The sequence below is a fragment of the Achromobacter sp. JCM 18799 genome, assembly GCF_055395645.1.
This window is the reverse complement of sequence record NZ_AP043866.1, coordinates 4194861-4219235: the sequence shown is the minus strand read 5'-3', so window position 1 is coordinate 4219235 and position 24375 is coordinate 4194861. Positions and strand designations below refer to the sequence as shown.

The 24375-nt window shown below is 67.3% G+C and carries 23 protein-coding genes; 10 read left to right on the top strand and 13 right to left on the bottom strand.

Going from position 1 to position 24375, the window contains the following annotated elements:
- Positions 1-3 precede the first annotated feature (3 nt).
- From ACZ5YA_RS19840 to ACZ5YA_RS19810, 7 genes are all read right to left on the bottom strand, one after another.
- Positions 4-756: an SDR family NAD(P)-dependent oxidoreductase gene (locus ACZ5YA_RS19840; RefSeq protein ID WP_464091126.1), complete on the bottom strand. Its 753-nt coding sequence runs from the start codon at positions 754-756 to the stop codon at positions 4-6.
- Between the two features lie 19 nt (positions 757-775).
- Positions 776-1495 carry an ABC transporter ATP-binding protein gene (locus ACZ5YA_RS19835; protein WP_059377529.1) on the bottom strand — a complete coding sequence of 240 codons (720 nt, stop codon included), beginning with the start codon at positions 1493-1495 and terminating at the stop codon, positions 776-778.
- A complete protein-coding gene (locus ACZ5YA_RS19830; protein ID WP_280015229.1) occupies positions 1488-2252 on the bottom strand; it encodes an ABC transporter ATP-binding protein in 765 nt (254 codons plus the stop codon). The genes ACZ5YA_RS19835 and ACZ5YA_RS19830 overlap by 8 nt, the downstream gene beginning before the upstream one ends.
- Entirely contained in the window at positions 2249-3247 is a 999-nt protein-coding gene (locus tag ACZ5YA_RS19825) for a branched-chain amino acid ABC transporter permease (protein WP_059377534.1), read from the bottom strand. Before ACZ5YA_RS19825 ends, ACZ5YA_RS19830 begins: the two co-directional genes overlap by 4 nt.
- A complete protein-coding gene (locus ACZ5YA_RS19820; RefSeq protein ID WP_059377535.1) occupies positions 3244-4146 on the bottom strand; it encodes a branched-chain amino acid ABC transporter permease in 903 nt (300 codons plus the stop codon). The genes ACZ5YA_RS19825 and ACZ5YA_RS19820 overlap by 4 nt, the downstream gene beginning before the upstream one ends.
- Before the next feature lie 67 nt (positions 4147-4213).
- Complete coding sequence (locus tag ACZ5YA_RS19815; protein ID WP_059377537.1) at positions 4214-5428, bottom strand: ABC transporter substrate-binding protein; 1215 nt, start codon at positions 5426-5428, stop codon at positions 4214-4216.
- An 83-nt stretch (positions 5429-5511) separates the two neighbouring features.
- Positions 5512-6306: an SDR family NAD(P)-dependent oxidoreductase gene (locus ACZ5YA_RS19810; RefSeq protein ID WP_059377540.1), complete on the bottom strand. Its 795-nt coding sequence runs from the start codon at positions 6304-6306 to the stop codon at positions 5512-5514.
- Between the two features lie 205 nt (positions 6307-6511).
- On the opposite strand from ACZ5YA_RS19810, the gene ACZ5YA_RS19805 reads away from it, so the two are divergent.
- A complete protein-coding gene (locus ACZ5YA_RS19805; protein WP_013391284.1) occupies positions 6512-7189 on the top strand; it encodes a GntR family transcriptional regulator in 678 nt (225 codons plus the stop codon).
- A gap of 20 nt (positions 7190-7209) precedes the next feature.
- On the opposite strand, the gene ACZ5YA_RS19800 is transcribed toward ACZ5YA_RS19805, so the two are convergent.
- Together ACZ5YA_RS19800 and ACZ5YA_RS19795 are read right to left on the bottom strand one after the other, a co-directional pair.
- Positions 7210-7863: a carbonic anhydrase gene (locus ACZ5YA_RS19800; RefSeq protein ID WP_054455866.1), complete on the bottom strand. Its 654-nt coding sequence runs from the start codon at positions 7861-7863 to the stop codon at positions 7210-7212.
- 186 nt (positions 7864-8049) lie between these two features.
- Positions 8050-8388 (bottom strand): FxLYD domain-containing protein, encoded by a 339-nt coding sequence (locus ACZ5YA_RS19795; RefSeq protein ID WP_059377542.1) that lies wholly within the window; start codon positions 8386-8388, stop codon positions 8050-8052.
- Between the two features lie 364 nt (positions 8389-8752).
- Here ACZ5YA_RS19795 and ACZ5YA_RS19790 point away from each other — a divergent pair, with 364 nt between their 5' ends.
- Entirely contained in the window at positions 8753-9088 is a 336-nt protein-coding gene (locus ACZ5YA_RS19790) for a PsiF family protein (protein ID WP_464091125.1), read from the top strand.
- A gap of 83 nt (positions 9089-9171) precedes the next feature.
- Here the strand turns inward: ACZ5YA_RS19790 and iaaH are convergent, their stop codons facing one another.
- Together iaaH and ACZ5YA_RS19780 are read right to left on the bottom strand one after the other, a co-directional pair.
- Positions 9172-10647: an indoleacetamide hydrolase gene (iaaH, locus tag ACZ5YA_RS19785; protein WP_464091124.1), complete on the bottom strand. Its 1476-nt coding sequence runs from the start codon at positions 10645-10647 to the stop codon at positions 9172-9174.
- A gap of 93 nt (positions 10648-10740) precedes the next feature.
- The gene (locus ACZ5YA_RS19780; protein WP_059377553.1) at positions 10741-11511 is read right to left on the bottom strand and encodes a class I SAM-dependent methyltransferase; all 771 of its coding nucleotides are present in this window, start codon (positions 11509-11511) and stop codon (positions 10741-10743) included.
- A 115-nt stretch (positions 11512-11626) separates the two neighbouring features.
- Here ACZ5YA_RS19780 and ACZ5YA_RS19775 point away from each other — a divergent pair, with 115 nt between their 5' ends.
- Positions 11627-12445, top strand: a complete 819-nt coding sequence (locus ACZ5YA_RS19775) for a helix-turn-helix transcriptional regulator (protein ID WP_059377556.1) — start codon at positions 11627-11629, stop codon at positions 12443-12445.
- Positions 12446-12455: 10 nt separating this feature from the next.
- Here the strand turns inward: ACZ5YA_RS19775 and mutY are convergent, their stop codons facing one another.
- Complete coding sequence (gene mutY, locus ACZ5YA_RS19770) at positions 12456-13526, bottom strand: A/G-specific adenine glycosylase (protein ID WP_464091123.1); 1071 nt, start codon at positions 13524-13526, stop codon at positions 12456-12458.
- Positions 13527-13694: 168 nt separating this feature from the next.
- On the opposite strand from mutY, the gene ACZ5YA_RS19765 reads away from it, so the two are divergent.
- A complete protein-coding gene (locus ACZ5YA_RS19765; protein ID WP_464091122.1) occupies positions 13695-17306 on the top strand; it encodes an indolepyruvate ferredoxin oxidoreductase family protein in 3612 nt (1203 codons plus the stop codon).
- A 29-nt stretch (positions 17307-17335) separates the two neighbouring features.
- Here ACZ5YA_RS19765 and ACZ5YA_RS19760 read toward each other — a convergent pair whose 3' ends face one another.
- Positions 17336-18322, bottom strand: a complete 987-nt coding sequence (locus ACZ5YA_RS19760) for an AraC family transcriptional regulator (RefSeq protein ID WP_059377562.1) — start codon at positions 18320-18322, stop codon at positions 17336-17338.
- A 280-nt stretch (positions 18323-18602) separates the two neighbouring features.
- On the opposite strand from ACZ5YA_RS19760, the gene ACZ5YA_RS19755 reads away from it, so the two are divergent.
- From ACZ5YA_RS19755 to ACZ5YA_RS19730, 6 genes are read left to right on the top strand one after another with little or no spacing between them, the layout of a single operon-like run.
- Entirely contained in the window at positions 18603-19781 is a 1179-nt protein-coding gene (locus ACZ5YA_RS19755) for an ABC transporter substrate-binding protein (RefSeq protein ID WP_464091121.1), read from the top strand.
- A 28-nt stretch (positions 19782-19809) separates the two neighbouring features.
- A complete protein-coding gene (locus ACZ5YA_RS19750; protein WP_464091120.1) occupies positions 19810-21054 on the top strand; it encodes a dienelactone hydrolase family protein in 1245 nt (414 codons plus the stop codon).
- Between the two features lie 9 nt (positions 21055-21063).
- Complete coding sequence (locus tag ACZ5YA_RS19745; protein ID WP_059377569.1) at positions 21064-22410, top strand: aromatic ring-hydroxylating dioxygenase subunit alpha; 1347 nt, start codon at positions 21064-21066, stop codon at positions 22408-22410.
- On the top strand, positions 22401-22934 hold the full coding sequence (locus ACZ5YA_RS19740; protein WP_464091119.1) for an aromatic-ring-hydroxylating dioxygenase subunit beta: 534 nt from the start codon (positions 22401-22403) through the stop codon (positions 22932-22934). Before ACZ5YA_RS19745 ends, ACZ5YA_RS19740 begins: the two co-directional genes overlap by 10 nt.
- Positions 22931-23542, top strand: coding sequence for a cysteine hydrolase family protein (locus tag ACZ5YA_RS19735; protein ID WP_059377573.1), 612 nt, complete (start codon positions 22931-22933; stop codon positions 23540-23542). The genes ACZ5YA_RS19740 and ACZ5YA_RS19735 overlap by 4 nt, the downstream gene beginning before the upstream one ends.
- A 13-nt stretch (positions 23543-23555) precedes the next feature.
- Positions 23556-24362, top strand: coding sequence for an SDR family oxidoreductase (locus ACZ5YA_RS19730; protein WP_118933638.1), 807 nt, complete (start codon positions 23556-23558; stop codon positions 24360-24362).
- Positions 24363-24375: the final 13 nt, after the last annotated feature.

Here is a 24375-nt window from a genome sequence, read left to right as displayed (position 1 = left end):
TCCTCACACGGCCAGGTAGCCGCCGTCCACGGGCAGCACCACGCCGTTCACGTAGCTGGCCATGTCCGAGGCCAGGAAAAGAACCGGACCCACGATCTCGTCGGCCCGTCCCGCGCGCGCCATGGGGGCGCGCTGCATGTACCAATCCGTGCCCTGCGCCTGCGCGCGCTGGCCCGCCGTCATCTCGGTTTCCATCAGGCCGGGCGCCACGGCGTTCACGCGCACGCCGTGCGGCGCCAGGTCGCGCGCCAGCACCTCGGTGAACGAGCGCACGCCGCCCTTGGACACCACGTAGCCCGCGGTCGAGATGCTGCAGCCGTAGGCCACGATGGAGCACAGGTTGACGATGGCGCCGCGCGTGGCCTTCAACTGTTCGACGAAGGCGTGCGTGACGTTGAACGTACCCTGCAGGTTCACGCTCATCAGGCGGTCCCAGATCTCGGGCGTCTTGGGATCGTCGAACGGGGCGCGCGCCGATATCCCGGCGTTGTTGATCAGGATGTCCAGATTGCCGTGTTCGGTGGCGGACCGTTGCGCAAAGTCGCGCACGGCGGGGGCATCCGTCACGTCCAGCACCGCGTCCGCGGCCTTGCCGCCCGCGGCGCGGATGGCCTGCACGGTGGCGGCGGCCAGTGCGGCGTCCACGTCGGCGACGATCACGGCCGCGCCTTGCCTGGCGAAGCCCTGCGCGATGGCCGCGCCCAGGCCGCGGCCCGCGCCCGTGACGAGCACCCGCTTGTCTTGCATCGATATCATGGTCGGTCCTTTCGGCGCCTCAGGCGCCCAGATAGGCGCGCTGCACGCCTTCGTCGCTGGCGAGCGCGGCGGACTCGCCTTCCAGCGCGATCTCGCCGTTTTCGAGGATGTACGCGTAGCTGGACACCGACAGCGCAAGCTTCACGTTCTGCTCCACCAGCAGGATGGTGATGCCTTGCTCGCGGTTCAGCCGCAGCACGATGTCGAAGATCTGTTCGACCACCAGCGGCGACAGGCCCATGGACGGTTCGTCCAGCAGGATCATGCGCGGGCGCGCCATCATGGCGCGGCCCGTGGCCAGCATCTGCTGTTCGCCGCCGGACAGCGTCGCGGCCTTTTGTTCGTAGCGTTCGCGCAGGCGCGGGAAGGTGTCGCACACCATGTCCAGGTCCTGCCGCACCGCGCCCCGGTCGGTGCGCAGGTAGGCGCCCATCTCCAGGTTCTCGCGCACGCTCATGTCGCGGAAGATCTCGCGGCCCTCCGGCACCTGAACGATGCCGCGCCCGACGATGGCGTCCGCTGCCAGGCGGTGTATGGGTTCGCCCGCAAAGCGCACGCTGCCCGCGGTGGGCGCCACCAGGCGCGAGATCACGTTCAGCGTGGTGGACTTGCCCGCGCCGTTGGCGCCCAGCAGCGCCACGATGGCGCCCTGCGGCACTTTCAGCGATACGTCCTGCAGGGCGCGGATATTGCCGTAGGCGGCCGATACCGCGTCGACTTCAAGCAGATGATCAGCCACCGGCGGCTCCCTTGCCCAGATAGGCTTCAATGACCCGCGGGTTGCTGCGCACCTGAGCGGGCGTGCCTTCGGCGATCTTCTCGCCAAAGGACATGACGGTGATGCGATGCGAGATCGACATCACCAGCTGCATGACGTGTTCCACCAGCAGCACCGTGATGCCGTCGCGTTCGCACAGCTCCGTCAGCAGGCGGTCCAGCGTTTCGATTTCGCGATTGCGCAGGCCGGCCGCGGGCTCGTCCAGCAACAGCAGCTTGGGCGATATGGCCAGGGCGCGCGCCAGCTCCAGCATCTTCTGGCGGCCGAAGTCCAGGCTGCACGCCGGCGTGTCCAGGAAGTCGGCCAGCCCGACGCGCTCCAGCAGGTGTTCGACGCGCTCGCGCGTCTGCGCGGCCGCGGGGCGCAGCAGCTTGGCCGCGTTGTCGGCGCCATGCGCATAGGTGCCCAGCAGCGCGTTTTCGCGCACGCTCAGCGCGCCGAACAGCTCCAGGTTCTGGAAGGTGCGCGCCACACCCAGCGCCGCCATTTCGTGCGGCTTCTTGCGGGTGATGTCGGCGCCGTCGAACAAGATGCTGCCGCTGCTGGGACGGTAGTAGCGCGAGATGCAATTGAAGGTGGTGGACTTGCCGGCGCCGTTGGGTCCGATCAGCGCATGGATGCGGCCGCGCTCCACTTGCATGGACAGGCCGTTGATGGCGGTGAGGCCGCCGAACTTGACGGTCAGGCCTTGCACGTCCAGATAGGGATGGCTGCTCATGCGGCGCTCCTTTGGGTCGGTTTGGCCGCGGCCGGGCGCGTGGCGGAAGGCAAGGGCGCGGCCGGCGCCGGAGCCCGTCCGCGCGCGCCGCGGCCTGCGAACAGGCCCTTGGGCGCGAACATCATGAAACCCATCAGGATGACGCCGTAGATGATTTCCTGGAACGACAACGCCTGGCGCAGCAGCTCGGAGATCAGGCCGAAGGCCAGCGCGCCCGCGATGGCGCCGCGCACCGAACCGATGCCGCCGACCACCACCATCGTCAGGATCAGGATGGTGGTCTGGAAGCCCAGGCTCTCAGGGTGGATGAAGGAAGCGAAGGTCGTGTACATGCCGCCCGCGATGCCGGCGTAGGCCGCGGAAAGCGTGAAGGCCGTGCGCTTGATGGCGTTGACGTTCACGCCCATGGCCTGGGCCGCCACGTCGCTCTCGCGCACGGCGCGAAACGCCGAACCCAGCTGCGAACGGGACAGGGCGACGGTGGCCCACAGCAGCAGCGCGGCGATCAGCACCACGAAGGGATAGGCCTTCGCGTCCGACACCAGTTCATAGCCGAACAGCGTGGCCGGCGAGATCCGGAAGCCGTTCGAGCCATTGGTGACCGATTGCCAGTTCAGGAACACCCACTGCATCGCCTCGCCGAAGGCGAAGGTGGACAGCGCCAGGTAGATGTCGCGCATGCGCAGCGCCAGCGCGCCGATCACATAGCCCAGCGCGGCTGCCAGCAGCCCGCCCGCGATGATGGAAATGAAGAAGGGCGGATGCCACAGGTTGTTGATGAGGCCGGCGGTATAGATGCCCACGCCGTAGAAGGCCGCGTGCGAGAGCGCGAACTGCCCGGTTTCGCCGATGACCAGATGCAGGCCCAGCGCCAGCACCACGAACACCATCAGCAGGTTCACCACATAGATGACATAGCCGCTGGCCGCGAAAGGCAGGATCGCCAGCACGATGGCCATCAGCGCCAGCAGCGCATGGTCGATTTTCTTGCTCATACTTTCTTCACCTGCAATTTGCCGCCCAGGAGCCCTTGCGGACGCAGCAGCAGCACGACCATGATGGCCACGAAGGGCGCGACCACGATGGCATTGGTAGAAATGAACAGCCCCACCAGGTTCTCGGCCACGCCGATCACGAAGCCGCCCACCACCGCTCCAGGCAGGCTGGTGATGCCGCCCACGATGGCCGCGGCGTAGGCCAGGATGGCGATGTGGCCGATGTCGGGCGTGATCAGGATCTTGGGCGTGATGAGCAGCGCCGCGACCGCCGATATCAAGCCGGCCAGGGCCCACACCAGCATGCGGATGCGGGTCAGGTTCACGCCCACCAGGCGGGCGGCCTTGGGATTCATGCCCACGGCGCGCATGGCGCGGCCGACCCGGGTATAGGTGAACATGCCGAACAGCAGCAGCATCACCGCCACTGCGACCGCGAAGATCACCAGGTCCAGCTGGGTCAGCACCGCGTCGCCGATGATGATGGCGTCGGTCGAGGCCAGCGGCGGCAGCGAGCGCGGCGTGTCGCCCAGGCCGGTCTGGCGCACCAGCCCCTTGAGCGCATAGGCCAGGCCCAGCGTGGCGATCACCATCTGCACGCCCACGCCCTTGGAGGCGATGACGCGTTCCATCACGACGCGCTGGAACAGGCCGGACAGGACGGCCACGGCGGCGAGCGTGATGGGAATGACGACGAGATAGGGCCAGCCCATCACCAGGGTGAGGAACAGGGCGATGTAGCCGCCGACCATGAAGATCTCGCCCTGGGCGAAATTGGGCACGTCGGTGGTCTTGAAAATGATGACTACGGCGACCGCCAGCAGCGCGTACACGCTGCCCGTCACCAGTCCCGACAGCACCCCCTGCTGCAGGAACAGCCAGATATCGGCAAAGCTCATGATGTTCTCCGGCAGCCCGCGCGCTGCTGCGCCAACGCGCGGGCCAGGCCCATGGCGGGCCGCTGGTTTACTTCTGGTACTGCCAGACGCTCTTGAAGGCGCCAGGCACGAGCGACATGTTGGTGCCGTCGAACTTGATGTAGATGGCGGATTCCTGCGCCGCGCGGTCGTTCGGGCCGAATTCGATCGGACCGGCCATGACGCCGGAGTCGAACTTCATGGTTTCCAGCGCCTGCAGCACCTTCTCGCGGGTGGGCTGGGGGCCGGCGGCCTTGAGCGCGTTGACCACCGCCATCGCGGGCGGCAGGCCGTAAGGCATGTAGGTCTGCGGGTGGCCCGGCTTGGCGGCCAGGTCGGGGTAGGCCTGCTTGTACATGTCATACACCCAGGTCAGCTTGGCGCCGCCCGGCACGTCGGACAGCACTTCCTGGATGTAGACGTTCTTGAAGGCGTCCTTGTTGCCCACGTTCTCGACCAGCTGCTTCAGGTCGGCGGTGCCGTTCACCGCCAGGACGATGGGCTTGTTCCAGCCCAGTTCCTGCGCCTTCTTGATGATGAGCGCGGCGGGGCGGGCGTAGGTCGTCAGCAGCAGCACGTCGGCGTTGGCGGCGCGGATCTTCAGCATGGGCGCGGTCACGTCGGTGATGTTCGGGTTCACCGACTGGACTTGCAGCGATGGGTCGCCCAGCTGCTTGACCTGAGCCTGCGCGGCTTCCAGGTTCCAGCCGCCGTAGGCGTCGTCATGGTTGATGTAGCCGATCTTCTTGGCCTTCAGGTGCTCGGCCGCGAACTGCACCATCGAGCCGCCCACGGCGTGCTGGGAAATGGAGAAGGCGCCATAGATGTACTTGGACGGCGGATACAGCGCGCCGTCGCCCGAGGCGTTGAGCATGACCAGCGGCACCTTCTCGCGCTCCACGTATTCGCGCGAGGCCACCACCGCGGCCGAGCAGGAACCGCCGTTCAGCAGGAACACCTTGTCCTGCTCGTTCAGCTTCTTCACCGCAGCGACCAGGTCGTTGGCGTTGCAGCGGTCGTCCTCGATCACCAGTTCGATCTGGCGGCCGTGCACGCCGCCTTCCTTGTTGACCTTGGCGTACCACATCTTGGCGGCGTTCAGCACGTCAAAGCCGTAGGCCATGCCGCTGCCGGACAGGGGCGCGAACAGACCGATCTTGATGGTCTTGTCGGTGATGCCCGGCTCCTGCTGGGCCTGCGCGCCCGTGCTCAGCGCCCATGCGCATAGCGCGGCGGCGGCTGCGTAGCGACTGCTTTTCTTCATCTTTGTCTCCCGTTCTTTTTTGATGCGCGCCTTTGTTTGGGTGGGGCGCTTTGCTGCGTTGCCGGCCTGGCCGCCGGAATGCCTTACTGCATGCGGTAGCCGCCGTTGACGTCGATGACGCTGCCGGTGATGTAGCCGGCTTCCTCCGACGCCAGGAAGCGCACGGCGGCGGCCACGTCGTCCACGGTGCCGATGCGGCCCAACGGAATGGCTTGCGCGGCGGCAGCGAGCGCGCCGCTGCTGGTGACGGTGCTGCGCAGCATGTCGGTGTCGATGAGGCCCGGCGCGATGCCGTTGACCGTGACGCCCAGATGAGCGGATTCGCGCGCCATGGCCTTGGTCAGGCCCAGCACCGCGGACTTGGCCGCGATGTATGAGGCGCTGGAGCGGTAGCCGCCCAACTGTGCCGCAACCGAGGTGAACGTGACGATGCGGCCGTGCGCCAGCGGCGCGGCCTCGCGCCGGCGCAGGTAGGCGCGGCCGCACAGGAACACGCCGCGGGCGTTCACGGCGAAGCTGCGTTCCCAGATGTCCAGCGAGGTGTCCTTGATGAGCGGACGTTCGCCGTTTTCCTGGAACAGCAGCAGGCCGGCGGCGCTGACGAGCACGGCGATGGGGCCATGCTGCGCTTCGATCTGTTCGAACGCGTTCTCGACCGAGGACTCGTCGCTGACGTCGAAGGCGTGCGACGCGTGCGGCGCGCCCAGTTCGTCGGCCACGCGGCGGGCACGCCCGGCGTCCACGTCCGAGACCACGACGCGCAAGCCGGCGCTGGCCAGTTCCTGGCAGATGCGGGCGCCTATCCCGCCGCCGCCGCCCGTGACGAGCGCAAGACGGGGAGCCGGGCCCGTGCCGGCCGGCGTGGATACATTGGACATTTTGTCTCCTGGTGGCGTGCTGTCCGCCTGGGGCGCGACCGAGCCGCTGGTTTGAATTTTTTGCGATTATGTATACATGGGTGGGTGTCAGGTATAGGTGATTACCCGAGGTGTTGCTTGATATACATCGTGTTTTACGGAGATTCTCCGAAAACCCGTGCGGTGCCTGGCGCCCCTATGTATTCTTCATGTATACAATGCGGCTATGGACACGCTATCTCAACACGTTACCGACACGCTGCGGGACTGGGTGCTGCACGGCAAGTTCAGCCCCGGCGCCCGCCTGGAAGAAATCCCGCTGGCGGAAAAACTGGGGGTGTCGCGCACGCCGGTGCGCGCGGCGCTGGCGACGCTGGGCAATGAAGGTCTGCTGGAGCATCTGCCCAAGCGCGGCTACACGGTGCGCGCTTATGACATCGGCGAAATCGTGGCGGCCTATGAGGTGCGGGCGGCGCTGGAAGGGCTGGCCTGCCGCCAGGCGGCCTTGCGCGGGCTATCGAACGATGCCGTGGCGGTGCTGAAGAATTGCCTGGACGAAGGCGACCGGATACTGGGCAAGGGCGTGTTGCTGGCCGAGGACCATCTGCCGTACCAGCAGGTGAACATCACCTTGCACAACGGCATCCTGGAAGCGGCGGGCAACCCCTGGGTGCGGCGCTTCGCGACGCAGGCGCAGGCGATTCCCTATGCCTCGGACCGGATCATCCTGTGGGAAGACCACGGCATCATCCTGCGGTCGCATGACGACCATCACCGCATCGTCAATGCGATCATCGCCCGCGACGGTGCGCGGGCCGAGGATCTGATGCGCGAACACGTGTACTACGCGGGCATCATCCTGAAGAACAACTACGAAAGGCTGGCGCAGGCGTACCGGGTGTAAGGCACGCCCGCGCTCCAACCTCAGGCCGCGGCCGCAGGCGCCTCGAGGCAGGGATTGAATTCGCCGGTGGCGGGGTCGCGCAGGTACAGCAGGCCGGTGGCCACGCCGAAGTAGGTGCCGTGCAGTTCCAGTTCGCCCTTTTCCACGCGGCGGCGGATGGACGGGAAGGTCATCAGGTTGTTCAGGCTGTGCTCGACCACGGCCAGTTCCAGACGCTTCAGGTTGGCCTGGCGGTCGCCGGTGCCGGGGCCCAGGCGTTCGGCCACGGGCTCGATCTGCGACATCCACTTGCCGATGAAATCGCCCTTGGTCAGCGGCTTGGCGTCGTCGAAGAAGGAGCGGATGCCGCCGCAGGAGGCATGGCCCAGCACCACGATGTGCTTGACGTTCAGGCCGTTGACCGCGAATTCGATCGCGGCGCTGGTGCCGTGGTATGAGGATTCCGAGTCAGGGTCACAGGGCGGGACCAGGTTCGCCACGTTGCGCACGACGAACATCTCGCCGGGGCCGGCATCGAAGATGACTTCGGGCGACACGCGGGAGTCGCAGCACCCGATGATCAGGATTTCCGGGTTTTGTCCCGATTCGGCCAGCTTCTGGTATCGGCTGCTTTCCGAAGGGAAACGGCCCCCCAGGAAAGATTGATAGCCTTCGGTAAGTCTTTTTGGAAACATGATCTTTTCTTCCTCGTAGCTGGAGCCAGGCGTGCTGGCGTGTCGGCGCACGCAACAAGGGGCTTCGTGTGGAAGCCCCTTTTATTGAGTCGACAAACCGAATTTTCCCATATTTGACCTTGCGCCACGCTGTCTAGACCCTGAAGTAATCAGGGTTTTTTTTGGCAGGCGGGCCGTAACGGGCGTCTAGCGGGCGTCGACGTCCAGCGCGGTGACGCGGGTGAATTGCAGCGGCGTGACGGCCCGGATCTGCTTGATCTGGCCGGGCGCCAGCGGGCCGATGACGTCGTCGCGCACGCGGCCGATCTCGCGGTCCTGCGCGTCGTACAGCACGAAGGTCAGCATGGCGCTGTTGATGTGCCGCGCCGACTGGTTGGACAGCAGCCCGGTGATGGCCGACACGTTCTGGTTGACGTCGCGCACGGCCTGGACGTTGCCCAGCGTGACGCCGTAGACCAGGCTCTGCGCGCCGGCGGCGCCGGACAGGCCGGCAAGCAGCGCGAACCAGGCAAGGGCAAGTTTCATCATGGTCTCCTGTGCAGCCGCGGAGTCGGATGCCGTTCGGGTCCGCAGGGCGGTCAATGCCTCCTCTACCTTGGGGGCATGCTTATCTCACACCTTTCCCGCCATGTACACAACGGGGCAAAGGGATGAATGGGTAACAGGGTGCTTGGATTGGTCGCAAATTCGCCTGCGTGGGGGGCATGTCCACGGGGGAAGCCTGCAGCGGTTTCAGGGGCGTGTAAGGCCTTGGCGATTCTTGACTTTCCGCACTCTTGCGCAGGGTTCGGGTTTGTTCGATCATGACCGGGCCGGCGATTGGGCCGGCGGATCGTGCGGCCCGCCTTTGCGACTGAGTCCAGGCGCGCGGGCGCCAAGGGAGGAATCCATGTTTTCCCGTACCAGCCAGTTGGCCTCGGCCTTTCTGTTGACCGCTTGTTTCGCCGGCGCAGCCCTTGCCCAGACGCCCGCAGCTCCCGCCACCGCCAAGACGCCTACGCCGCAGCAGCAGCGCATGGCCGACTGCAACAAGTCCGCCGAAGGCAAGAAGGGCGATGACCGCAAGGCCTACATGAGCAGCTGCCTGAAGGGCGAAACCGCCGCGCCCGCCAAGGAACTCACGCCGCAGCAGCAGAAGATGAAGGACTGCAACGCCAAGGCCACCTCGCAGCAACTGACCGGCGACAAGCGCAAGACCTTCATGAGCACCTGCCTGAAAGGCTAGCGCCGACGCAACACGGCAAGTCGCGAAGAAAAATCGCCAGCCCCTGAAACGGGCTGGCGATTTTTTTTGGCATGAGGCGCCTCTCAGCCGCCGGAACGTCCCGGCCCCTGCAAGCGCCCCAGCACGCTTTCCAGCGCCAGCCCGACCGCCAGCACCTTGCGGTCCTCGCCTGGCAGCCCGTCGACTTCCAATCCCACCGGCAGTCCGTCCGCTGACAGGCCGGCGGGCACGCTCAGTCCCGGCAGGCCGGCGTTGCTGCCCGGATCGACATTGCGCGCCAGGCGGCCGAAGCTCTCGAAGCTGCTGGCTTCGGGCGTGGCGGCCAGCGGCGGGATCGGCACCGTGGGAAACAGCAGGCCGTCCAGCGCATGGTCCTGGAATGCGCGGCGGTACACGCCGATGAGCTCGTCGCGGTGCGTCGCCATGGCGCGTTCATAAAGCGGCTGCAGCGGCAGCGCCTCGCCCGTGGGCAGGGGCAGCACGCCAGGCACGATCAGGCCGTCGAAAATTCCTTTGACGTCCGGGCTGGAGATCTGCGCCACCACCTGTTCGAAGCTGAGGCCGGTGCCGTAGCGGCTGAGATAGTCCGTCAGGTCGCCCTTCTGCTCGTACAGGCAGACCGGCATGCCGACTGCGGCGTTGCTGGCTTCCAGGCCGGGCATGTCCAGTTCGACCAGTTGCACGCCGGCCGCGCGCAGCTTGGCCAGCGCGGCATCCATGACGGCCTGCACCTGCGGGTCCAGGTCCTTCCAGAAGTAGTCGCACAGGCCCAGGCGCATGCCGGCAGGCGGCAGGGCGGACAAGGGCTGGCGGTCGCCCGTCAGCACCGCGTCCAGCAGCACGATGTCGTCCATGCTGTTGGCGATGGGTCCAGGCGTGTCGCGGGTGTGCGAGATCGGCGTGATGCCGGCGCCGTCGTAGCGGCCCACCGACGGGCGAAAGCCCACCGCGCCGTTCACCGCTGCAGGCAGGCGCACCGAGGCGCCCGTGTCCGTGCCCAGCGCGGCCGGCGTCAGGCGTGCGCCCACCGCCGCGCCGCTGCCCGAGGACGAGCCGCCGGCGATCAGGCGCGCGTCATAGGCGTTGCGGGTGCCCTCGCCGTGCGCGCCGGGAAAGGCGGTGTTGTAGCCCGACACGCCAAAGGCCAGTTCGTGCATATTGGTCTTGCCCACGATGACGGCGCCCGCCTCGCGCAGGCGGCGCACCACCGGCGCGTCCTCGGTCGGACGGAAATGCTTCAAGGCCGGCGTGCCGGCCGTGTTGGGCAGGCCGGCAACGTGGATGTTGTCCTTGATGGCGATGGGCACGCCGGCCAGCGGCTGCGCGGCCTGGTCCGCCTGGCCGCGGGCGGCATCCCGGGCGCGGGCCTGGGCCAGCGCGCCTGCGCGGTCCACGGTGATGAAGGCGTTGAGATCGGCGCGCGCCTCGATGCGGTCCAGGCAGGCCTGGGTCAGCGCAACGCTGGTGAGGCGGCCCTGCCGGATAAGGGCCGCGGCCTCGGTGACGGTCAGGTCCGCAGGGGACGCGGCGGGCAATGGCTGTTTGGACGTATCGGACATGACGCTTCCTTACCTGTGCGGGATTCTGTCGAACCCGTACCTATACAGGGGGAAGCGGGCGCTGTCGAGCAGGTCCCGCCGCCGCGCCAGGAATCAGCCCGGCTTCCTCACCACGATGGTCGCCGTGTCGCTGGTGAAGGAAGCGTCGTCCTGCACGTCGAAGTGCGCGCGCACCACGTCCGGCGCGATGCCGAACATATGGCGCAGGGCCGCCACCAGCGTGTCCGGCGTGCGCATGCGCACGACCCAGGACTGGAACTCCAGCGGCAGGCGGCGCGGCGTCAGGCCCTGCAGGGTGAAGCCGGCCTCGGTCAGCATGCGGGTCCACTCGGCGACCGAGTAGTCGCGCACGTGCGAGGTGTCGCGCAGCACTTCGATGGTCTGCAGCCAGGTATCCAGCAGCGGTTCGCCCGGCGACACCACATCGGCGAACACGGCGGTGCCGCCCGGCTTCAGCACCCGGAAGGCTTCGCGCAGGCCGCGCCCGGCGTCCTGCCAGTGGTGGGTGGAATAGCGCGACATCACCAGGTCGAACTCGCCGTCGCCGAAGGGCAGGTACTCCGCCTTGCCTTGTCGGGTGGCCAGATTGGCCAGCCCGCGCTTGGCGGCCTCGCCGGCGACCACGTCCAGCATCTGCTGCGACAGGTCGTAGGCGGTGACGTGTTTGACTTGCGGCGCCACGTGAAAGCTCACGTGGCCGCCGCCACAGCCCAGGTCCAGCAGCCGGGCTTCGGGATGCTGCGCGGCGATGTCGGCCATCTGCAGCAGGTCTTCACCCTGGGCGTGTACGGCGCTGGTCAGATAGGCGGTCGCGCGCGGGCTGAATTGGCGGTCGACGGCGGCGTCATGGGTACTGGCGGTCATGGGAATCCTTGGGTGGCTGGGGCCGGTACGGGGGCGGAAAGCATTTGGAAGCGGCGGCCCAGGCGCTAAGATAGGCGGCCGTCCATACACGTACAAGTCCATTGCTCATCCTGGTATGACTACTTCCCCCCAAGCCGGCGCCGCCGGCCACGAAGGCTCCCCCCTGCGCCGCCAGGCGCTGGGCGAATTCGTGCGCAGCGCGCGCTCCCGCATCACGCCCCAGATGGCAGGCCTGCCCGAAGGCATGCGCCGCCGCACTCCCGGACTGCGGCGCGAGGAAGTCGCCCAGCTTTGCGGCATCAGCGTCACCTGGTACACCTGGATCGAGCAGGGGCGGGAAGTGTCGGTATCGCCTTCGGTCTGGTCGCGCATCGCGGGCGTGCTGCAACTGGCCCGCGCCGAACGCGCCTATCTGTTCGACCTGGCCGACTGCGCCGATCCGCAGCACGGCCGCGACGACGCCGGCGCGCCAGGTCCCTTGCAGGAATGCGTGAACGCGATCAACGCCCCGGCCTACGTGCTGGACCGGGCCTGGAACGTGCTGGCCTACAACGAGCCCCTGCGCGACCTGTTCGACAACTGGCCGGCGCGCGATGCCGAACCGAATCTGCTGCGCTACATCTTCCTGGACCCCGCCGCGCGCGAACTGGTGGTGGATTGGGACCAGCGCGCCCGCCGCGTGGTGGCGGAATTCCGCGCCGACGCCGGCGCGCACCTGGACGAGCCGGCCGTGCTGGCGCTCCTGGACAACCTGAACCGGCAAAGCCCGGTGTTCGCCCACTGGTGGACGCGCCATGCGGTGGTCGAGCGTGAAGGCGGCCTGCGCGAATTCCAGCATCCGGGCCGCGGCAAGCTGGCCTACCAGCAGATCACGTTCCGGCTGGCGACGCATCCGGACCTGAAGCTGGTGATGTTGTTGGGCGGGGGCGCGTAGCCCTGAAAGATCAGCCCTTGAACAGGCTGTCCTGCATCCCGGCGTCGACCAGCCCCTGCAGCAGTTTCTTCACCGGCGCCGGCAGCGCCATCGACGGCAGTTCGTCCGCCGGCACCCAGCGTTCCGGCCTTGCGGACTCGCGCAGCCCTGTCGCGCGCACCGGCACCAGCCAGGGCCGGATGTGCAGGCGGTAGTGCGTGAAGGTGTGGGCGAAGGCCGCCAGCTCGAAGCGCTGTTCGGGCTCCAGGCCCAGCGCGCGGGAAGCGCTGTCGGGGTCTTGCGACACGTCGAATTCGGGCAGGCTCCACAGTCCGCCCCAGATGCCGGGTTCGGGCCGCTGCTGCAGCAGGAAGGCGCCCTGATGCCGCAGGACCAGCATACAGGTCTCGCGTTCGGGGATCGCCTTGCGCGCCTTGGGCGTGGGCAGTTCGGCCTGGCGGCCTTCGCGTTTGGCCACGCAGCTGTCCGCCACGGGGCAGGCCTCGCAGGCAGGCTTGCCGCGCGTGCATAGCGTGGCGCCCAGGTCCATCAGTCCCTGCGTGTAGGCGGCCATGTCCAGGCCGGGCGCGGCTTCGACCTGCGCGTCTGTCAGCGCCCACAGCTTCTGTTCGACTTCACGCTTGGTCGGGTCCCCGGCGATGCCGAAGTGCCGCGTGAACACGCGCTTGACGTTGCCGTCCAGGATGGGCGAGCGCTCGCCGTAGGCGAACGCGGCGATGGCGGCGGCGGTGGAGCGGCCGATACCCGGCAGCGTGGCGATGGCTTGCGCCGTGGGCGGGAAACGTCCGCCCCAGTCGCGCGCGATTTCTTGCGCGCAGCGGTGCAGGTTGCGGGCGCGGGCGTAGTAGCCCAGTCCGGCCCAGTAGGGCATTACGTCTTCCTGCGCGGCCGCCGCCAGCGCGGCCACGTCCGGAAAGCGCTGCAGGAAGCGTTCGTAATAGGGGATGACCGTCGCCACCTGCGTCTGCTGCAGCATGATCTCGGAAAGCCAGATGCGGTAGGGATCCCGGGTGTTTTGCCAGGGGAGATCGTGGCGGCCGTGACGGCGCTGCCAGTCGACGATACGAGGGGCGAAGTCCATGGCGGCAATTATCGCATCGCCCTATTGCCCGGGGTGGGGCTAGCGGTTACAAACAATGGAAACAGAAGCGCGCCAGCGCCCGCAATTCACGTCCCTTGCTCGCCCGCGTGCGCTTCAAGAGGGTGTCGCGCGTCGCCGGCCGGGGTTCCTGGATCCCTTGGAGTCGACATGAACGCTCCTGCTTCGCCTGCCTTGCGTGCCGCGCTTGAATCCGTCCAGCTGGACGACAAGTACACCCTGGAATCCGGGCGCGCCTGGATGAGCGGCATCCATGCCCTGGTCCGCCTGCCCATGATGCAACGCGTGCGCGATGCGCGCGCCGGCCTGAATACGGCGGGCTTCGTGTCTGGTTATCGCGGTTCTCCGCTGGGCGGCGTGGACCAGAACATGTGGAAGGCGGCCAAGTACCTGAAGGCCCATCACGTCGAGTTCCAGCCCGGCATCAACGAAGACCTGGCCGCCACCGCGGTGTGGGGCTCGCAGCAGGTCAACCTGTTCCCGGGCGCCAAGTACGACGGCGTGTTCGGCATGTGGTACGGCAAGGGGCCTGGCGTGGACCGCTGCGGCGACGTCTTCAAGCACGCCAACGCCGCCGGCACCTCGCGCCATGGCGGCGTGCTGGTGGTGGCGGGCGACGACCACCCCGCCAAGTCCTCGACCCTGCCGCACCAGAGCGACCACATCCTCAAGGCCTGCATGATCCCTGCGCTGTTTCCGTCCAGCGTGCAGGAAGTGCTGGACTACGGCCTGCATGGCTGGGCGATGAGCCGCTACGCGGGCGTCTGGGTGGGCATGAAGTGCATCACCGATATCGTCGAAGTCTCGGCTTCCGTGGACGTGGATCCCCATCGCGTGGAGATACTGCTGCCGCAGGACTTCCTGCTGCCGGCCGACGGCCTGAACATCAGGCTGCCCGACACGCCGCTGCAGCAGGAGGCCCGCCTGCTGGACTACAAGCTCTATGCCGCGCTGGCCTATGCCCGCGCCAACAAGCTCAACCGCGAACTCTGGCATGTGCCGCAGCGCGATGCGCGCTTCGGCATCATGACCTCGGGCAAGGCATATCTGGACACGCGCCAGGCGCTGTCCGACCTGGGGCTGTCCGAGACCGTATGCCAGCGCATCGGCCTGCGGCTGTTCAAGGTCGGCATGGTCTGGCCGCTGGAGTCCACCGGCATGCAGCATTTCGCCGAAGGCCTGGACGAGATCCTTGTGGTCGAGGAAAAGCGCCAGGTGCTGGAGTACCAGCTGAAGGAAGAACTGTTCAGCTGGATCGGCAGCGGCAAGAAGATTCCGCGCGTGGTCGGCAAGTTCGACGACAAGGACGGCGGCGAATGGTCGGTGCCGCAAGGCAACTGGCTGCTGCCGGCGCATTATGAGTTCTCGCCCGCCATGGTCGCGCGCGCCATCGCCGCGCGCCTGTTGCGCTTCGAACTGCCCGAGGACGTGCGCGCCGGCATCGAGGCGCGCCTGGCTTTCATCAGCGGCCGCGAACAGGCGCTGGCGCGCCCGCGCGTGGTCGAAGAGCGCAAGCCCTGGTTCTGTTCGGGCTGTCCGCACAACACCTCGACCCGCCTGCCGGAAGGCTCGCGCGGGATGGCAGGCATAGGCTGCCACTACATGGTCCGCTGGATGGACCGCAGCACCGATGTCTTTACGCAGATGGGCGGCGAGGGCGTGCCCTGGGTGGGCCAGGCCCCGTTCACCGATGAAAAACACGTGTTCGCCAACCTGGGCGACGGCACCTACTTCCATTCGGGCTTGCTGGCCATACGCGCGGCGGTGGCGGCCAAGGTGCCCATCACCTACAAGATCCTGTTCAACGACGCGGTGGCGATGACGGGCGGGCAACCGGTGGACGGACCCTTGAGCGTGCCCATGATCAGCAGCCAGGTGGCGGCCGAGGGCATCGAGAAAATCATCGTCGTCACCGACGATCCCGACAAGTACAAGCATGTCGAGGGGTTGGCGCCCGGCGTGCCGGTACGGCACCGCGACGAGCTCGACGCGGTCATGCGCGAATTGCGCGAGCATCCCGCGGTATCGGTGCTGATCTATGACCAGACCTGCGCCACCGAGAAGCGGCGCCGCCGCAAGCGCAATGCCTACCCGGACCCGGCCCGCCGCGTGCTCATCAACGAACGCGTGTGCGAAGGTTGCGGCGACTGTTCACAGAAATCGCACTGCCTGTCGGTGGAACCCCTGGACACCGAGTTCGGCCGCAAGCGCACGATCAACCAGTCCAGCTGCAACAAGGATTTCTCCTGTCTGAAGGGCTTTTGCCCCAGCTTCGTGACGGTGGAAGGCGGCAAGCTCAAGAAGCCGGGCGCGCTGGCGCAGGACGGCGCCATCGATGACGACGTGCCGCAGCCGGCAGCGCGCGAACTGCATCAGCCCTACGGCGTCTTCATCGCCGGCGTGGGCGGCACCGGCGTGGTCACCATAGGCCAGCTGCTGGGCATGGCCGCGCACCTGGAAGGCAAGGGCTGTTCGGTGCTGGACATGGCGGGCCTGGCGCAGAAGGGCGGCGCGGTGTACTCGCACGTGGTGCTGGCGCAGACGCCGGACCGCCTGCTGAATACGCGGGTCGCCATGGGCGAGGCCGACCTGCTGCTGGCAGGCGACCTGGTGGTGGCCACCAGCGCCGAATCCATGGCGCGGGTGAATCCCGACCGCACCCGCGTGCTGCTCAACAGCGACACCGCGCCGACCGCGTCCTTCGTCAGCAATCCGGACTGGACGCTGCCGGGCGCCAACCTGACCGCCGACCTGGCGTCCGCCTGCGGCAAGGAGCACCTGGCCACTGTCGATGCCGCCGCATTGGCCCTGGGCCTGCTGGGCGATGCGATCTACTCCAATCCGCTGATGATGGGCTACGCCTACCAGAAGGGCTGGATCCCGCTGTCGCAGCAGGCGCTCTTGCGCGCCATCGAACTGAACGGCCAGCAGGTGCCGAACAACCTCGCCGCCTTCGCCTGGGGCCGCCGCGCCGCGCATGACCTGGCGGACGTGAAGCGCCTGATCGCCAACGGCGGCGCGCCGTCGCGGCCGGAGGGCATCATCGAGCTCAAGCGTCCGCGCGCCGACAAGCCTGTGTTGGAACTGAAGAAGCCGACGGGCGAGCTGGAGCGGGTGGTGGCGGTGCGCAAGGCGTTCCTGACCGACTACCAGAACCAGGCTTACGCCCTGCAATACACCGAACTGGTGGACAAGGTGGCGCGCGCCGAGCGCGAGGCCACGGGCACCAACCGGCTGGCGCTGGCGGTGGCGCGCTACTACTTCAAGCTGATGGCCTACAAGGACGAATACGAAGTCGCGCGGCTGTATTCGGACGGCGAGTTTCTCAAGCGGGTGCAAGCGCAGTTCGAAGGCGACTGGAAGCTGCGTTTCCACCTGGCGCCGCCGCTGTTCGCGCGGCGCGACAAGGACGGCCACCTGATCAAGCGCAGCTATGGCCCGGGGATGTTGCGCGTGTTCCGGGTGCTGGCGCGGATGCGCAGATTGCGCGGCACGAGACTGGACCCGTTTGGCTACACGGCCGAGCGCCGCGCCGAACGTGAACTGATCCGCGAGTACCGGGAGACGATCACGGCGATCCTGTCGAAGCTGAATCGCGGGAACCTGGACCGTGCAGTGGCGCTGGCGAGTTTGCCCGAGGACATCCGGGGGTATGGCCACGTGAAGGAGGCCGCGATGGAGAGCGTGGCTGCGCGCAGGGAGGCGTTGCTGAAGGACTTCAGTGCGACGGTGGTTTCCATTGGAGGAGCGCGGGTGGCCTGAGTCATTCCATCCCCGTCACTCCATCCCCGTCACTCCATCACCCGCCGCGTCTCGCGCGGCAGTTCCCCGAAACGTTCCCGGTAATACTCCGAGAACCTCCCCAGATGTCCGAACCCCACGCCCAGCGCCACTTCCGTGACGCTGGCGCCTGCCTGCGTGCGCAACCGGTTTCTGGCTTCGTCCAGCCGCAGCGCCCGCAGCGCGTTCATGGGCGTGGTGTTGCGGTGTTCCTGGAACAGGCGCGTCAGCGCGCTGGCGCTGGCGCCGGCATGGCGGGCAATGTCAGCCAGGGTCAGCGGGACGGCGAGGTGGTCGCGCATATAGGATTCCGCCGCGCTCAGGCGGCGCGGGACAGCGGGGGCGATGCCGGCATGCGCCTGCCAGCTGTTGGGCTGGTTGTAGAGCAGGTGCAGCACCAGCGTGTCTTCCAGGTGCTCCAGCCAGGCCGCGGGCGGGCGGGGAGCGCCGTCATCCAGGGTGGGCAGCAGGTGGATCAGGCTTTCGACCATGCTGCGCCAGACGGCGCCGACCGGGTTGTCCAGGCGCAGAGCGGGGCTGAAGTCCAGCGGCCGGGTGGCGGCCTCGCCGAAGGCGCGCAGCCCGATGGCTTCGAGCTTGCCGCGAGGGATCTTGAGCAGCAGCTGTTCGCAGCCGGCTTCCCAATGCAGTTTCAGCGGGCGGTTGGGGGCGATGACGGCGGCGCAATCGGGGTCGGCGTCGACGCGGTCGTTGCCGCATTCGATACAGGCGCGGCCGCTCAGGGGGACCTGGACCAGCATGAAGTCCTGCAGGCGGTCGGGTTCGATGTGGACTTCGGCGCCGTAGCGCAACGTACAGACCGTCAGCGAACCGAAGCGGCCCCGGTTCAGCTCGGCATCGACGCGGCCGCCTTTCCAGGTGAGACGGTGCTCTTTCAGGGCTTCGGAGACGAGGGTGCGCGTCTCGTCCTGCTGGGTGGAGCTGAAGACGCGCCGCTTGAACAGGGGCGCAAGCGTGAGTCGGGACCAGCCGTGCATGGATGCCTCCGGGACGGGAACGCTCCCGTGTCATTGGCGAGGGTACTTTAAACGTCAAGGACTTGGAATTAAGTGATTCCCGGATAAGGCTGACGGAATCCGGATAGAGCGGCTCCCTGGGGCAGCCTAATCTAGCCGGCAGGCCCTTCGCGTGTTGGTTGGAGGGCGCCGCCGCGGCGCGTAAGCTGGCGGCGTTGTTCGGCAGCATGCGTTAACCGACGGCAGACGGGTTCTGTCAGCTTTCCGCCGGCCAGGCCGGGCGGGAAAAACGGGGTGGCTCATGAATCAAAAGCTATGGAGCCGGCGCGCGCTGGCTGCGCTGGTGTGCATGACGGCGGCGGCGAACGCCGTGGCGGCGGACAAGGTCAAGGTCGGCTTGCTGACCACGTTGTCGGGGCCGGGCGCGGCGCTGGGCAACGAGATCCGCGATGGCTTCAATCTGGCGCTGCAGCATACCGGCGGCAAGCTGGGCGGACTGCCGGCCGAAGTGGTGGTGGCGGACGACCAGCAGAAGGCGGACACCGGCCGCCAGGCGGTGGAGCGGCTGTTGAAGCGCGACCGCGTGAACGTCATGACGGGCATTGTGTTCTCGAACGTGCTGCTGCCGGTGATGCCGGCCATCCTGCAATCGGGGACCATCTACCTCAGCACCAATACGGGCCCCGAGAACTATGCGGGCGCGGGCTGTAATCCGAATTTCTTCGCGGTGGCGTGGCAGAACGAGGACATCCCGGCCGCGATGGGCAAATACGCCACCGACCAGGGCTACAAGAGCGTGGCGCTGATCGCGCCGGACTATCCGGGCGGACGCGAATCGCTCAATGGCTTCAAGCGCCTGTACAAGGGCGGCCTGTCCGAAGAGATCTACACCCAGCTCGGGCAGCTGGACTATGGCGTGGAGATCACGCGCCTGCGCGCCAGCAAGCCGGACGCGGTGTTCTTCTTCCTGCCCGGCGGCATGGGCGTGAACTTCATCAAGCAGTTCAACGGCGCCGGCCTGTCCAAGGAGATCGCGCTGCTGGCGCCGGGCTTTTCGGGCGACGAGGACACCATCGCGGCGGTGGGCGCGCCCATCGAGGGCATGCGCAATACCTCGCAGTGGGCATCGGACCTGGACAACCCGGCCAACCGCAAGTTCGTCGAGGATTTCCGGAAGACCTACAACCGCAGCCCCACGCTGTATGCCTCGCAGGGCTATGACGCGGCCATGCTGCTGGATAGCGCGGTGCGCCAGACCGGCGGCAAGCTGGAGGCGGATGCGCTGCGTCCGGCGCTGAGGCGCGCGGATTTCAAGTCGGTGCGCGGCGATTTCAAATTCAACCGCAACCAGTATCCGGTGCAGAACTATTACCTGCGCATCGTCGAGGCGGGGGCGGGGGGCAAGTTGTCCAATAAGCTGTCGGGCACGGTGCTGACCCAGTACCAGGACCCTTTCGCCGCAGCCTGCCAGATGAAGTAGGGCGGACATCCGCAACAAGGAGATACGTATGACCCAGAACATCACGACGCGCGAAGTGACGGTGGCCTCGCATGACGGCAAGTCCTTCGGCGCCTATCTGGCCGTGCCGGCGTCCGGGCACGGCCCGGGCCTGGTGCTGTGCCAGGAGATCTTCGGCGTGAACGACTTCATGCGCCGCGCGGCGCAGCTGCTGGCCGAGGAAGGTTATGTGGTGCTGGTGCCGGACCTGTTCTGGCGTCAGCAGCCGGGCATCCAGCTGACCGATGGCCCGGCCGACATGCCGCGCGCCTTCGAGCTCTACCAGAAATTCGACGTGGAGCTGGGCCTGAAGGACATCGCTTCGACCATCGCCGCGCTGCGCGGGCTGTCCGAGCAGCAGGGCGGAGTCGGCGTGCTGGGCTATTGCCTGGGCGGAAAATTGGCCTACCTGGCCGCCTGCCGCACCGACGTGGATGTGGCCATCGGCTACTACGGCGTGGGTATCGAGAACAGCCTGGACGAAGCGTCGCAACTGCGCGGCCGCCTGGTGCTGCACATCGCCGAGCAGGACGGCTTCTGTCCGCCCGAGGCGCGCCAGCGCATCCTGGAGGCGCTGGGCAACAAGCCCGGGGTGCAGATCTACGTCTATCCGGGCATGGACCATGCGTTCGCACGCACGGGCGGCGACCATTACGACAAGCCGTCGGCGCTGATGGCACACCAGCGCAGCATGGCGGCCTTGCAGCGCGCCATCGGGCCCGAATTCGACTATTCCTACCTTTGGGACAAGCATTGCGAGTACGAATTCGGCACGCGCGACGTGGCGGCCACGATGGCCACCATGGTGGCCGAACCCTACGTGAACCACATCCCCACCATGACCGGCGGCGTGGGCCACAAGGAACTGAGCCGCTTCTACCAGCACCACTTCGTCAACAGCAATCCGCCCGACACGCGCCTGGTGCCGCTGTCGCGCACGGTGGGCGCCACGCAGATCGTGGACGAGCTGCTGTTCTGCTTCACGCACACCACCGAGATCGACTGGATGTTGCCGGGCGTGAAGCCCACCGGCAAGTATGTGGAGATTCCGCTGATCGCCATCGTCAAGTTCCGCGGCGACAAGCTTTATCACGAGCACATCTATTGGGACCAGGCCAGCGTGCTGGTGCAGGTGGGCCTGCTGGACCCCAAGGGCCTGCCCGTGGCCGGCCGCGAGACCGCCGCCAAGCTGCTGGACGAGACCCTGCCGTCGAACACGTTGATGGCGCGCTGGAAAGAAAGCGAGAACAAGTAGGAGCCGGACATGTCATACACCGAAGAGCAATTGGCCGCGATGGTGCGCGGCGACAGCGTGCACCGCGGCGTCTACACCGACCCCGCCATCTTCGACCTGGAGATGCAGCGGATCTATGGCCGCGCCTGGATCTACGTGGGGCATGAAAGCCAGGTGCCCAAGACGGGCGATTACCACACCACGCGCCTGGGCGACCAGGACGTGTTGATGGTGCGCGCCACCGACGGCCGCGTGCACGTGCTGTACAACCGCTGCCCGCACAAGGGCGCCAAGGTGGTGGCCGACGGCGAGGGCTGTGTCGGCAAGTTCTTCCGCTGCCCTTACCACGCCTGGACCTTCAAGCTGGACGGCAGCCATCTGGGCGTGCCGTTGAAGCAGGGGCTGGAGGGTACGGCCTACGATCCCGCCGATCCGTCCTTCTCGATGCGCCGGGTGGCGCGCGTGGAAAGCTATCGCGGCTTCGTGTTCGCCAGCCAGGCCAAGGACGGCCCGGCGCTGGAAGACTTCCTGGGCGGCGTGCGCTCGTCGATCGACAACCTCTGCGACCGTTCGCCGGTGGGCGAGGTGGAAGTGGCCGGCGGCATCTTCCGCGTCATGCAGCGTTCGAACTGGAAGGTGTTCTACGAGAATCTGCACGACACCATGCATGCCCGCGTCACGCATGAATCGTCATATGCCGCGGCCCGCGACGAGGCCAAGGAAATGGGCGAGATGCCGCTGGAGCTGCACATCATGGACGGCAACGGCGAACCCTACGAATTCTGGGAAAAGCTGGAGCTGCGCGCCTATCCCAACGGCCACGGCTACATGGAAGGCATCTTCAATCCGGGCGCGGCCGAACGCGACCCGGTGTCGCGCGCGCATTTCGAAACCCTGACCGCCGCCTACGGCGAGACGCGCGCGCGCGAGATCCTGGGCATGAACCGCCACAACACGGTGATCTACGGCAGCGGCTCGCCCCACACGGTGTTCCAGCAGTTCCGCGTGATCCGCCCCATCGCCGTGGACCGCACCATGATCGAGATCCAGACCTTCCGCTGCAAGGGAGCGCCGGACGGGGTGTTCAAGCGCGCCATGCTGTACGCCAACGTCATCAACTCGCCTTCGTCCAACGTCATGCCGGACGACATCGAACTCTACAACCGCTGCCAGGAAGGCAATGCCACACGCGGCGGCGAATGGGTCAGCATGCACCGCTACCACGGCAGCGACCGCAGCGATAGCGAAGGCCTGGTGTCGGTCAACGGCACCAGCGAACTGCCCATGCGCAACCAGTTCGACGCCTGGAAGACCTATATGGAAGCCGGCCCCGCTGCCACGGAAGCCGCCGCCACCGGAGACCGCTCATGCTGCTAGACCTTGATTTCGACGTGAGCACGGCAGGCCTGTCGCCGGCCGAGGTGCCGGCCGACACCTACCACCGCATCGCGCAGTTCCTGTATCGCGAGGCTCGTCTGCTGGACGAGCGCCGCTACGACGACTGGCAGGCGCTGTGGACCGCCGACGGCATGTACTGGATGCCGCGCGTGCCGGGCCAGCAAAGTCCGTATGACCACATCTCGCTGTTCTGGGAAGACCGCATGCTGCGCGACGTGCGCATCCGCCGGCTGGAGCATCCGCGCAACTGGTCGCAGCAGCCGCCCACGCGCAGCGCGCGGCTGGTGGGCGCGGTGGAGATCGAGGGCGTGGACGCGGGCGGCAACCTGGTGGTGCATTCCACCTTCCAGATGACCGAATGGCGCAAGCGCCAGCCGCGCCAGCTGGCGGGCCGCTATACCCACAAGCTGGCCGCCGAGGGCGATAGCTGGCGTATCCGCATGAAGCGGGTGGATCTGGTCAATTGCGACGACGTGCACGACGTGTTCGAGGTGTTCGTGTGACCACGACCGATGCCGCGGTGCTGGCGCTGCACTTCCAGAACGACGTGCTGCACCCCGAGGGCAAGATCCGTGTCGGCCTGGATGCGGACAGCGGGGCGCGCCAGCGCCTGCTGGACAATGCGGCGGCCCTGCTGGCGGGCGCGCGGGCGCATGACCTGCCCATCGTGCACGTGCGCATCGCGTTCCGGCCGGACTACGCCGACCTGATGGCCAATTGCCCCATCTTCCGCAACGTGGCCGCCATCGGCGCGGTGCCGGAGGGGCAGTGGGGCAGCGCCTTTTACGAGGGGCTGCAGCCGCTGGCGGGCAGCGCGCGCGAGTTCGTGGTCAAGCACACCCGCATCAGCGCCTTCTACGGCACGCCGCTGGAAGAGACGCTGCGGCTCTTGGGCGCGCGCCGGCTGGTGGTGGCGGGCGTCGCCACGCATTCGGTGGTGGAGGGCACGGTGCGCCATGCGGCCGACATCGGTTTCGAAGTCATGGTGGCGCAGGACGCCTGCGCGTCCGCCGACCCGGCGGTGCATGACGCGTCGCTGGCCAGCATGCGCCTGATTGCGCAAACCGGGCCGGTGGCGGAAGCTGTGCGCTGGGCCGCCGCGCCTCATTGATCAAGGATTCATCATGGACTTCACAGGCTTTCCCGGGCTGGCCGGCAAGACCGCCATCGTCACCGGCAGCACCCAGGGATTGGGCGCGGACATCGCGCGCGGCCTGGCCGCGGCCGGCGTCAACGTGGTGCTGGTCGGGCGCAATGCCGAGGCCGGCCGCAAGCTCGAAAACGAGCTGGACGGCCGCGCGCTGTACTGCGAAACCGACATCGGGCAGGACGACCAGATACAGCGCTGCATCGACGCCGCCGTGGCGCGCTTCGGGCGGCTGGATATCCTGGTCAACAACGCCTGCCAGTACGCGGACCGGGGCCTGGCCTCGTCGCGCGCGGAATGGCACAGCACGCTGGACACCAACCTGGTGTCGGCGGCCATCTTCACGCAAATGGCTGCGCCGCTGCTGCCGCGCGGCGGCGTGGTGGTGAACATGGGCAGCACGGGCGGCAAGTTCGGCGCGGCAGGGCGCGCGCTTTATCCGGCGTCCAAGGCGGCGCTGCTGCAGATCACCAAGAACTTCGCGGTGGAACTGGCGCCGGCTGGCGTACGCGTGCTGGCGGTGTCGCCCGCCTGGACCTGGTCGCCGTCGGTGGAACAGTTGTCGGGCGGTTCGCGTCCGGCGGCGGACGCGGTGGGAGCGCATTTCCATCCGCTGGGGCGGGTCGGCTCGGGCGAGGAGATCGCCGCGGCCGTGTGCTTCGCTTGCTCCGACGCGGCTTCGTGGATGACGGGGGTGGACATACCCGTGGACGGCGGCTTTTCCATCCTGGGGCCGGACCGCGGCATTTCGCCGCGCGCCTGGTTCAAGGAACTGGCGCCCTGAAGGCGCCAGCGGG

Excerpts from the sequence above, each read along its gene's own strand:
- ACZ5YA_RS19765 (WP_464091122.1), top strand. The coding sequence starts at position 13,695 with ATGAACGCTCCTGCTTCGCCTGCCTTGCGTGCCGCGCTTGAATCCGTC.
- ACZ5YA_RS19825 (WP_059377534.1), bottom strand. The coding sequence starts at position 3,247 with ATGAGCAAGAAAATCGACCATGCGCTGCTGGCGCTGATGGCCATCGTG.
- mutY (WP_464091123.1), bottom strand. The coding sequence starts at position 13,526 with ATGGACTTCGCCCCTCGTATCGTCGACTGGCAGCGCCGTCACGGCCGC.
- ACZ5YA_RS19780 (WP_059377553.1), bottom strand. The coding sequence starts at position 11,511 with ATGACCGCCAGTACCCATGACGCCGCCGTCGACCGCCAATTCAGCCCG.
- ACZ5YA_RS19800 (WP_054455866.1), bottom strand. The coding sequence starts at position 7,863 with ATGTTTCCAAAAAGACTTACCGAAGGCTATCAATCTTTCCTGGGGGGC.
- ACZ5YA_RS19795 (WP_059377542.1), bottom strand. The coding sequence starts at position 8,388 with ATGAAACTTGCCCTTGCCTGGTTCGCGCTGCTTGCCGGCCTGTCCGGC.
- ACZ5YA_RS19755 (WP_464091121.1), top strand. The coding sequence starts at position 18,603 with ATGAATCAAAAGCTATGGAGCCGGCGCGCGCTGGCTGCGCTGGTGTGC.
- ACZ5YA_RS19730 (WP_118933638.1), top strand. The coding sequence starts at position 23,556 with ATGGACTTCACAGGCTTTCCCGGGCTGGCCGGCAAGACCGCCATCGTC.
- ACZ5YA_RS19745 (WP_059377569.1), top strand. The coding sequence starts at position 21,064 with ATGTCATACACCGAAGAGCAATTGGCCGCGATGGTGCGCGGCGACAGC.
- ACZ5YA_RS19740 (WP_464091119.1), top strand. The coding sequence starts at position 22,401 with ATGCTGCTAGACCTTGATTTCGACGTGAGCACGGCAGGCCTGTCGCCG.
- ACZ5YA_RS19750 (WP_464091120.1), top strand. The coding sequence starts at position 19,810 with ATGACCCAGAACATCACGACGCGCGAAGTGACGGTGGCCTCGCATGAC.
- ACZ5YA_RS19790 (WP_464091125.1), top strand. The coding sequence starts at position 8,753 with ATGTTTTCCCGTACCAGCCAGTTGGCCTCGGCCTTTCTGTTGACCGCT.
- ACZ5YA_RS19815 (WP_059377537.1), bottom strand. The coding sequence starts at position 5,428 with ATGAAGAAAAGCAGTCGCTACGCAGCCGCCGCCGCGCTATGCGCATGG.
- ACZ5YA_RS19775 (WP_059377556.1), top strand. The coding sequence starts at position 11,627 with ATGACTACTTCCCCCCAAGCCGGCGCCGCCGGCCACGAAGGCTCCCCC.
- ACZ5YA_RS19760 (WP_059377562.1), bottom strand. The coding sequence starts at position 18,322 with ATGCACGGCTGGTCCCGACTCACGCTTGCGCCCCTGTTCAAGCGGCGC.
- ACZ5YA_RS19820 (WP_059377535.1), bottom strand. The coding sequence starts at position 4,146 with ATGAGCTTTGCCGATATCTGGCTGTTCCTGCAGCAGGGGGTGCTGTCG.
- ACZ5YA_RS19810 (WP_059377540.1), bottom strand. The coding sequence starts at position 6,306 with ATGTCCAATGTATCCACGCCGGCCGGCACGGGCCCGGCTCCCCGTCTT.
- ACZ5YA_RS19840 (WP_464091126.1), bottom strand. The coding sequence starts at position 756 with ATGATATCGATGCAAGACAAGCGGGTGCTCGTCACGGGCGCGGGCCGC.
- ACZ5YA_RS19805 (WP_013391284.1), top strand. The coding sequence starts at position 6,512 with ATGGACACGCTATCTCAACACGTTACCGACACGCTGCGGGACTGGGTG.
- iaaH (WP_464091124.1), bottom strand. The coding sequence starts at position 10,647 with ATGTCCGATACGTCCAAACAGCCATTGCCCGCCGCGTCCCCTGCGGAC.
- ACZ5YA_RS19830 (WP_280015229.1), bottom strand. The coding sequence starts at position 2,252 with ATGAGCAGCCATCCCTATCTGGACGTGCAAGGCCTGACCGTCAAGTTC.